Origin of the sequence: Microcoleus sp. B4-D4, assembly GCF_036705185.1 — a bacterium.
Classification (GTDB): domain Bacteria; phylum Cyanobacteriota; class Cyanobacteriia; order Cyanobacteriales; family Microcoleaceae; genus Microcoleus.
In genome coordinates this window covers 69,936-79,365 of the sequence record NZ_JAUBTX010000032.1, presented here as the reverse complement: position 1 = coordinate 79,365, position 9,430 = coordinate 69,936, and the positions used below count along the sequence as shown (strand labels likewise).

The 9,430-nt window shown below is 46.2% G+C and carries 10 protein-coding genes; 5 read left to right on the top strand and 5 right to left on the bottom strand.

The window, feature by feature from the left end; genetic code table 11:
• Positions 1–47 precede the first annotated feature (47 nt).
• Positions 48–368, top strand: a complete 321-nt coding sequence (locus QUB13_RS21280) for a Uma2 family endonuclease (RefSeq protein ID WP_333384428.1) — start codon at positions 48–50, stop codon at positions 366–368.
• Between the two features lie 32 nt (positions 369–400).
• Here the strand turns inward: QUB13_RS21280 and QUB13_RS21275 are convergent, their stop codons facing one another.
• From QUB13_RS21275 to QUB13_RS21260, 5 genes are all read right to left on the bottom strand, one after another.
• A complete protein-coding gene (locus QUB13_RS21275; protein WP_333384415.1) occupies positions 401–526 on the bottom strand; it encodes a hypothetical protein in 126 nt (41 codons plus the stop codon).
• 171 nt (positions 527–697) lie between these two features.
• On the bottom strand, positions 698–961 hold the full coding sequence (locus QUB13_RS30535) for a zinc ribbon domain-containing protein (RefSeq protein WP_442922191.1): 264 nt from the start codon (positions 959–961) through the stop codon (positions 698–700).
• A 12-nt stretch (positions 962–973) separates the two neighbouring features.
• On the bottom strand, positions 974–1,873 hold the full coding sequence (locus QUB13_RS21270) for an RNA-guided endonuclease InsQ/TnpB family protein (RefSeq protein WP_442922190.1): 900 nt from the start codon (positions 1,871–1,873) through the stop codon (positions 974–976).
• A gap of 131 nt (positions 1,874–2,004) precedes the next feature.
• Complete coding sequence (locus tag QUB13_RS21265) at positions 2,005–2,616, bottom strand: 50S ribosomal protein L25/general stress protein Ctc (RefSeq protein WP_333384412.1); 612 nt, start codon at positions 2,614–2,616, stop codon at positions 2,005–2,007.
• Positions 2,617–3,347: 731 nt separating this feature from the next.
• Positions 3,348–4,688, bottom strand: coding sequence for an adenylosuccinate synthase (locus QUB13_RS21260; protein ID WP_333384409.1), 1,341 nt, complete (start codon positions 4,686–4,688; stop codon positions 3,348–3,350).
• A gap of 41 nt (positions 4,689–4,729) precedes the next feature.
• On the opposite strand from QUB13_RS21260, the gene QUB13_RS21255 reads away from it, so the two are divergent.
• The 4 genes from QUB13_RS21255 to QUB13_RS21240 all read left to right on the top strand — a co-directional run bounded on the left by QUB13_RS21255 (position 4,730) and on the right by QUB13_RS21240 (position 9,391).
• Positions 4,730–4,864: a hypothetical protein gene (locus tag QUB13_RS21255; protein ID WP_333384406.1), complete on the top strand. Its 135-nt coding sequence runs from the start codon at positions 4,730–4,732 to the stop codon at positions 4,862–4,864.
• Positions 4,865–5,141: 277 nt separating this feature from the next.
• Positions 5,142–6,155: an adenosine deaminase gene (locus QUB13_RS21250; protein ID WP_333384404.1), complete on the top strand. Its 1,014-nt coding sequence runs from the start codon at positions 5,142–5,144 to the stop codon at positions 6,153–6,155.
• A gap of 274 nt (positions 6,156–6,429) precedes the next feature.
• Positions 6,430–7,734, top strand: coding sequence for an aspartate aminotransferase family protein (locus QUB13_RS21245; protein WP_333384401.1), 1,305 nt, complete (start codon positions 6,430–6,432; stop codon positions 7,732–7,734).
• A 169-nt stretch (positions 7,735–7,903) separates the two neighbouring features.
• A complete protein-coding gene (locus QUB13_RS21240; RefSeq protein WP_333384398.1) occupies positions 7,904–9,391 on the top strand; it encodes a TldD/PmbA family protein in 1,488 nt (495 codons plus the stop codon).
• Positions 9,392–9,430 lie beyond the last annotated feature (39 nt).

The window sequence follows — 9,430 nt, the reverse complement described above, 5'->3', positions numbered from 1 at the left end:
AAAGTGAAAGGGAAGGGGGAGGGACTTAACGCCTCCCATGTCATGCAATAAATGACTATACTTTTACCAGCTATTACATCCAGAATTATGCCTTAGTTGCCGATCGCCCGGTTAATTTAAATGTCGATCCAGCGCCCGATTTAGTCGTGGAAGTGGATATTACTAATACCGATATCAATAAAAATACACTCTATGCAAGTATGGGAGTGCCTGAGTTTTGGCGGTTTAACGGGCGGGTATGGCGAATTCTGCAATTAGTTGATGGGGCCTATGTCGAGTGCGATCGATCTCCGACTTTTGGCATCATTGAAAAAACGGATTTATTCCGGTTTCTAGAAGTGGCTTTCATTGATGAAGTTGCCGCATAGATTGATTTTCGTCAATGGGTGCGAGGGCAGATTCAATGCCCAGTTGAGAAAGTGCGATCGGCATAATTCGCAGTAATATCGTGTCCGGTAGGCGATCGTAATAATAACATTGCTGTCAATTGACCGGACACAATATAATACCAATTATCAACAATCATTTGACATTAGCCGTGCGATCGCACCCAAAGGAGAAGAGTCTTTTTAGCAAAAAACGATCGCCATTTTCCCAAGTCGTGCGATCGCCTTTTTGTCAACAATTAGTTAACAACTATTATTGACACTCCCCGGCTATCAGACGCGAGGATTCTTGGATCATCCAGTTGATTTGCTCATTGATGTCGCCACCAGCGAGTAGAGATCAGTTTCCCAGCGTAAATTCCGGTGTGCCACACCGTATTTAAATCGATTCCTGTATGAGCTTTTAAGCCTTTAGCTAGAATGTTTAACGCGGCATTGTGATCGCGATCTAATATCGTTCCGCAACCGCAAATATGCGTTCGGGTTGATAAAGTTTTCTTAACAAGATTACCACAGTTTGAGCATTTCTGAGATGTGTATTGTGGTGGAACAGCGATAACTGTTTTGCTGTACACTTTTCCAAAATACTATAACCATTCGGCAAACTGTGACCACGCGGCATCACTAATTGATTTAGCAAGTTTATGGTTTTTAACCATGTTACGCACTTGAAGGTCTTCGTAGGCTACAAAATCGTTAGATTTCACTACACACAATGCCGTCTTAATGGCGAAGTCTTTACGCTGCCGACTCACCTTTAGGTGCTTTCTTCCTAACTTGTTGATTGCCTTTTTCCGGCTTTTGGAGTCTTGCTTTTTCCGAGAAACTCGCTTCTGCAATCTCTTCAGAGCTTTTTCGCTTTTGCGGAGATACCGAGGATTGGCAACTGTTTCACCGTCGCTGTCAGTATAGAAGTGGTTTAATCCAACATCTATGCCGATAATTTTGCCAGTAGAAACGGGTTCCTCTTTTCGTTCAACGTTGATGCAGAATTGGGCATAATAGCCGTCAGCACGACGAACCACCCTGATTCGCTTAATCTCATCGGGCGCCGAGAAATGCAAATCTCTACTGCCGAGCAATCTAAAGGTTCCAGCGGCAAAACCATCGGTGAAAGTCAGGCATCTTTTGTCAGTAGAAAGCTTCCATCCTGATGTCTTGTATTCTACAGAACGACTGTGCTGTTTGAATTGTGGATATCCTTTTTTCCCTGGCTTTTTAGCCTGGCAATTTGAGAAGAAACGTTGAATAGCAAAAATGGCACGTTCAGCCGAAGCTTGACGCGCCATTGAGTTAAGCTTGCCTGCCCATTCAAATTCTTTCGCCATGATGGCGCATTGTTTGTACAGGTCTACTAACTTGACTCCCTGATTGTCTACCCAATGTCTAAGAGCCTTGTTTCGGACAAATTGAGCCGTCCGAATCATGTCGTCGATGATTCGATATTGCTCCGCTTTGCCCTTCAACTTAAACTCTAAAACTATCATTAGAATAGTTTATCACTTTTGCTAAAACTTTTACACATAAGCCTGTATACTTAACAAGTATCCACACTTCTGGTAATTAAAGCCGTCCTATAAGGACGGGGCTTTAGACCCAATTTTTTGGTAATTACTAATCAAGCTCCTGCCGCGGCTGCTTCTTCTTCTTCTACGTCTTCGGCTTCAGAACCTGCTTGAATTCCCAGCACGCTAACAACCACCTGAGTTGGTTCGCCGAGAGCTACCACTCCCGCAGGCAAAACTAATTCCTCAATGTGCAGCGCATCCCCTACTTTTAAATTAGAAATATCTACTTCTATTGATTCAGGAATGCTGTCAGGTTTGCACTTAACTGCTAGTTGTGTCAGCACCGTATCCAAGATGCCACCTTCTAACTTGACACCGACAGATTCGCCGACAAAACTCAGCGACACTTCAACTTCCAGGCTGTCTTGACTCGCGACGGAGAAAAAGCTCAGGTGGTAAGGATAGCCCTTCCAAGGATGAACTTGAACTTCTCGGAGCAAGGTTTTTCCGCTCCAAGAGAGGTCGGGAATACTGAGGTCAATTAGGGCGTTGTTGACTACGTGCTTTTTGAGCAGGCTTTCAACTGTTTTGGCTGGGATGGTAAGGGCTATGGATTCAGAGCCTTTGTGTCCGTAGAGTACGGCGGGAATCAATCCTGAGCGGCGGAGGGCGTTAGGTTTGCTGCCTTCTGCGCGCTTTTGACATTCTACTGCGAGTTTCATTTTATTACTTTCTGTTGATTGTTTTTACATTTTATCAAATTTGTGCAAAGCGCGATCGAACTTAATTAAATTCCCTGATAATTAGTGATTAGTGATTAGTGATTAGTCATTAGTCATTGGTCATTAATGATTGGGCATTAGTCATTTTAGCCGAAGAGCGGCTTGTGAGCTGGCGCAGCCGAAGCAAGCCGAAGGCTAGTCATATCAAATCCGGTAGCATCGGAATTATAAAATCGAGTCAGATCAAATCCGCGCTTCATAGTTCTGTATTCATCTCTCTCTTGTTTTCCTCTGTGTTCTCTGCGCCCTAGCACCGGTTAAATCATTCCGATGCTACCGGAAACGATATCATTGGTGATTCGGCAATTCTTCGCCAAGGCGTGTCAACAATCAGAGCATCTGGTGTTTTGCAAGGCCGCATTTTTTTATTAGAGTGCGAGCACATCAAATGCAAAACACAGATATTCCCGTCAAAAATCGCCTAAAAACCTTTGTATCTGTTGTTTGTAACTGAGCCTCTTTTTCCCTAAATCCCCCTCAAAAAGGGGAGTAGGGGTTGAGTTTGAGGACTCCGGCTCCCCCCTTCTTAAGGGGGGCTAGGGGGGATATGCGGGCCTAATAGTCACAGAGCAGACTGATACTATACTTGAGATTAAGTTGATACCGATGATTCTCCCAATCTCCGGCTATCCGATCGCTCTTTAGCCTATCTAAAATCCCAAATCGGCAATCTAAAATGCTTTGGCTGCGGGATGGCCGTCAGCAGACAGCAAAGCGCGCTTGGGCCCATGAATCGGGTCTTCGACAATGATAGTTTGGTCGCGGCTGGCTCCGAGAGATACAATTGCGATCGGTACTTCCATTAAGTCGGCCAAAAACTTGAGATAATCCAATGCTTGTGACGGCAAATCTTCCAACTTGCGGCAATCTTCCGTAGACTGTTTCCAACCGGGAAGGGTTTCGTAAATGGGCTTGCACTGAGCAAATATCCGGGAACTTTTCGGGAAATCTATACAGCGTTCGCCGTTAATTTCGTAAGCAACACAAACTTTTATTTCTTCTAATTCATCCAAAACATCGAGTTTGGTAATTGCCAGACAGTCAAGGCCGTTGATGCGGACTGCGTAGCGGCCGATTACTGCGTCGAACCAGCCGCAGCGACGTTTCCGGCCGGTTGTGGTGCCGAATTCTGCACCTCTTTCGCCTAAAACTGCGCCTATCCCATCGACCATTTCGGTAGGGAAGGGGCCTTCTCCGACGCGGGTTGTGTAGGCTTTTGCTACGCCAATGACGCGATCGATCGCTGTGGGCCCAACTCCCGTTCCCACACAAGCGCCGCCTGCGATGGGATTGCTGGAAGTAACATAAGGATAAGTGCCGTGGTCTAAGTCTAATAAAGTGCCTTGCGCGCCTTCAAACAGAATATTTTTCCGCGTGTGAAGTCCCTCATAAATCTTCAGGGAACTGTCTACTACGTGCGGCCGCAAACGTTCTGCATAAACTTGATATTCATCAAAAACATCTTGCGGATTGAGAGGCGGCAAATTGTAAAGTTTTTCCAGAATGACATTTTTATGATGAATCGTCCATTCCAGTTGTTCTCGGAAGCCTTCCAAGTCCATCAAGTCGAGCATCCGAATGCCTGTGCGTTCCGACTTGTCGGCGTAAGTAGGGCCAATGCCGCGTCCTGTTGTCCCGATTTTATAATTTCCCCGCTGCTGTTCCGATGCCACATCAATTAATCGGTGATAGGGCATGGTGATGTGAGCAGTCTCTGAAATCATCAGGGAGGCAGTAGAAATATTCAGTTTTTCTAGCTGATCTAACTCTGCAATTAAAACTTTAGGGTCGATTACCGTGCCGCAGCCGATGATACACTTTGTCTCGGGGTAGAGAATCCCAGACGGAATTAAGTGCAGCTTGAAAGTCTGACCGTTGACTACCACGGTGTGACCGGCGTTGACGCCCCCTTGGTACCGTACAACGATATCTGCGGATTTGCTGAGCAAATCGGTAATTTTGCCTTTTCCTTCATCGCCCCACTGGGCGCCGATCACAACTACGTTAGCCAAGGGTTTCTCGCGTTCAGTTCAGGTTGACACAAACTCCGATTATGTACGAATGTGTCGCGGATGTCAAATATATTTTTGTTACAATTGAGAAAGTTGAGGCTCTATGGCGCTTTCAACCCACTTCCAGCACGATCGGGGGAGAGGGGGAGAATGGGAGAGGGGGAGAATGGGAATAGTCCATTGCAAATATGCAGCTTAAATGTGGAGCCGCTTACCTGCTTGCAGGAATTAAGATTAAGAGGAGATTACTTTTCTAAATAGATACAACTATAGGGAAGATCCAAGTAATTAGATAAGATTCATAAATCTTTGATTGAGAGGGAAACTGCAGATGTGCTTCGACTTCCCGAAGGGTACGGAGATAAACGCAGATGAATGCAATCTTGTTGATTGTCGAGTAATTTATTCCCCAATTATTCAATCCAAAATCCAAAATCTAAAATCTAAAATCCCATGACTTTACACGCTGAGTTGCACCGACATTTAGGCGGTTCTGTGGTTCCTCGGATTCTGTGGCGGTATTTCGATCGCCATAACGCCGCAATGGTTGAGAGATTTCAACAATATTCGGAGTTTGAGGATTTTTACACTCGTCCGCGCAATACTCTCGATGAGTATTTGGAACTGCACACACTGGTAGAAAGCGTGCAAACTGTGGAAACTTTGCCTTATTTTATCTATCGGTTGATGCGCGGCGCTTACGTATTTGAAAATCTGGCTTATTTGGAGTTGCGCTATACGCCTTATTTGCGGACTCCAGAGCATTTGGAACAGTCAAAACGCATTGATTTGATGGCAGAAATTGTACGGGTTGTGGGTAAGGCCAGTCAAATTGGCGATTGTCCGATTGTGACTAGCCAAATTTTGTGTATGCACTCGCGTTTACCCTATGAAGTGAATCGGGCGATCGTCGATTTGGCGGCCGAGATGGGAGAATATGTTTGTGCGATCGATCTTGCGGGCGGCGATGCGGCTATTGGCGATCGTTTGGAGGAGTTTGTGGGATTGTATGAGTACGCAAGGTCGATCGGGATTAAGACTACCGGCCATCTTTACGAAACCACCTCTGGCTGTTATCCCGAACTTTTGCCCTATTTGATGCGTATTGGCCACGGGATTCAAATTCCGCTAAAATATCCCGAACTACTGCCAGAAGTCGCGCGCAGGGGTCAATGCTTGGAGGTTTGCCCGACTACCTATCTCAAAACCGGGACATTGGAGGATATGGGGGAATTGAAGGTAGTGTTCGATCGATGTTTTGAAGCCGGTGTCGATATTGCTATTTGTACCGACAACGCGGGATTGCACAACGTGCGGCTGCCTTTTGAGTATGAGAATTTGTTGACTCGGGATATCATTGATTTTCGGCAGTTACAAGCCTGTCAAGATGCTGCTTTTCGCCATGCTTTCGCGTGGCCCTACGACGGGCGGCCTGTAAAAATGCTGACTGGTTTGTTGCAACATTAGTCGGTGGAGTAAAATTTAACGAACCGCGAAGGCGCAAAGGACACGAAGGGTAGGACATGAAGGAAGAGAAAGAGGGAGATAGGTAGATGTTTTCAGGTAAAGACTCTATTTGGAAATAAGAAAAGCTCTTTCTTCTCTTCCTTCGCGCTCTTTGCGTCTTCGCGGTTCGTTTAAAAGAGATATTTGTAAACTTATAATAAGTGTCGGGCGATCGCCAATCGGTAACAAGTTATAGTTTGGACACAAAAGTATCAACATAAAAGGATAAAAAAATATGACAAATATGGACGCTTATTGGATGCCTTTCACGGCTAACAGACAGTTTAAAGCTAATCCGCGCATCTTGGTTTCTGCAAAAGATATGCACTTTACCACCGATGATAACCGCTCAATTCTCGACGGGATTGCGGGGCTTTGGTGCGTGAATGCAGGGCACTGTCGCCCGAAAATTGTTGAGGCAATTCACAAGCAAGTATCGACTCTAGATTATGCCCCACCTTTTCAGATGGGACACCCCGGCGCTTTTGAATTAGCGGAACGTTTGGTGAAGATGATTCCGGGCAATTTCGATCGCGTTTTCTTCACTAATTCGGGTTCCGAGTCTGTAGACACGGCTTTGAAAATTGCGATTGCTTATCACCGGGCGAAAGGTGAAGGAACTCGTCAAAGATTGATTGGTAGGGAACGCGGTTATCACGGGGTTGGTTTTGGGGGAATTTCTGTCGGCGGTATTGGCCCTAATCGTAAATATTTTGGCAGTTTGCTGACAGGAGTGGATCATTTACCTCACACTCATAATTTAGAACACAATGCTTTCAGTCGCAAACAACCGAAATGGGGCGCGCATTTGGCGGATGAATTGGAACGGATTGTGGCTTTGCATGATGCGTCTAATATTGCGGCGGTAATTGTCGAACCGGTGGCTGGTTCTACGGGGGTTTTGATTCCGCCGCAAGGTTATTTGCAGCGGCTGCGGGAGATTTGTGACAAGTACGGAATTCTGCTGATTTTTGATGAGGTAATTACGGGTTTCGGGCGTTTGGGTTCGAGTTTTGCTACTGAATATTTTGGGGTGATTCCCGATATTGTGGCGGTGGCGAAGGGGATAACTAACGGTACTGTGCCGATGGGGGCGGTGTTTGTGAAGGAGGGAATTTATGATACTTTTATGAATGCTCCTGAAAATGCGATCGAGCTTTTTCACGGTTATACTTATTCTGGCCATCCCCTAGCCTGCGCTGCTGCTTTGGCGACGCTGGATATTTATGAGGAAGAAAGGCTGTTTGAACGGGCTGATAAGTTGGCTGATTATTGGGAAAATGCGGTTCATTCTTTGAAGGGCGTGCGCCACGTCATTGATGTGCGGAATCTCGGACTTGTGGCGGGGATTGAGTTGGAATCTATTCCTGGGAAGCCGGGGAAACGGGCTTTTGATTGTTTCTTGCAGTGCTTTGAAAAAGGGTTGTTGATTCGGACTACTGGTGATATTATTGCTTTGTCGCCTCCGTTGATTATTGAGCAGGAACATATCGATCGCATTTTGGAAATCTTAACTGCGGTTTTGCAGGGATTGGAGTGAGATTTAATAAACCGCGAAGGCGCTAAGGACACGAAGGAAGAGAGAGAGAAGAAGATCGGGAAAATCTCTCTCTCTTGTCTTCCTTCGCGCTCTTTGCGTCTTCGCGGTTCGTTCAAATCCTTAAACAGCGCTATAATCATTCATAACGAACGACGAACGACGAATAACTATGGTACTGTTAACTGCAAAAATCTCTACTAGCGAGTTGGCAAATTTAGCTGTAGAGTTAATTCGGAAAAGTGGGTGCGAATACGGTGACGTGCGCTTTTGCAGTTACCGGAGGCAAGGTTTGTATGCGCGCGATCGATCTTTAAGCAATATCTCCGATAATGTAAGTTCCGGTTTTGGCGTGCGAGTGCTGCTAGACGGCGCTTGGGGCTTTGCCGCCAGTCACAACAAAACACCCGCAGAAGTTGCCAGAATCGTCGCTTTGGCTGTAGAAATCGCTAAAGGCAGCCGCTTGACTCAAAAGGAACCGGTGCGCTTAGTACCTGTCGAAAAATATGTCGATACTTACATTAGTGCGATCGCAATTGACCCATTTTCTGTCCCCGTTGCTGACAAAGCCGAACTTTTATTAACCATCAACGAACGCCTGCTAGCACACGAATCACAAGGCATCAAAAAAGCTTATTCTTTTTTGACATTCAACCGCGAAGACAAGGTTTTTGCATCCACAGAAGGCTCGCTAATCGAACAAACAATCTACCGCAGCTATCCGGGTTTTGGCTGTACGGCAATTGCGGGCGGCGATGCCCAACGTCGCAGTTACGAACGCCCGCCGCTAAACATCGGCTACGAACATATTAATCCAGACGATTTGTTGAGTCACGTCGAACGAGTAGCTGCCGAAGCAATTGAGAAAGTTGGCGCTCCCAAAGTCCCTGCCGGAATTTGCAAATCCCTGATTCTCAAGCCGACAAATTTGTTTCTGACAATCCACGAATCCGTCGGACATCCAACAGAATTAGACCGGGTTTACGGCTACGAATCTAATTTTGCTGGCACGAGTTTTGCTACTACCGATAAGTTAAATAAGCTGCAATACGCTGCACCTTGGGTAAACTTCAAGTGCGATCGCACTCAACCCCACGGTCGCGGTACAATGGGTTACGACGATGAGGGCGTAAAATCGCAAGATTGGTACGTTGTCAAGGATGGAATTTTAGTCGATTATCTCACTGACAGAGAAACAGCTTATCGCCTCGGACGCGCAAGCAGCAACGGTTCTGCCTGCGCTGACAGTTGGTCTAGCGTACCGATGGTGAGAATTCCTAATTTGGGACTGGAACCGGGCCCGGATGGCGGCAGTCATACTGCTACTTTGGATCAGATGATTGCTGATACGGAAGATGGGATTTTAATTGACGGTACAGGCAGTTTTTCCATCGACCAACAGCGGCGCAATTTTCAATTCGGCGGCGATGCGTTTTGGAAGGTGGAAAAAGGTAAAGTTGTCGGTATGTTGAAGGATGTAACTTATCATTCAATGAGCACGGATTTCTGGAATCAAGTAGATGCAATCGGGCCGACTTCCGAACGGGTTCAATGCGGTACTAATATGTGCGGCAAAGGTGAACCGATACAGGTTGCTCAAATGACTCATGCTTGTGTGCCGGTGCGAGTTAGAGATATTCAAATTGGGGGAAGGGCTTAATTCGGAATGATTTAACCACAGAGGGCGCAGAGAACACAG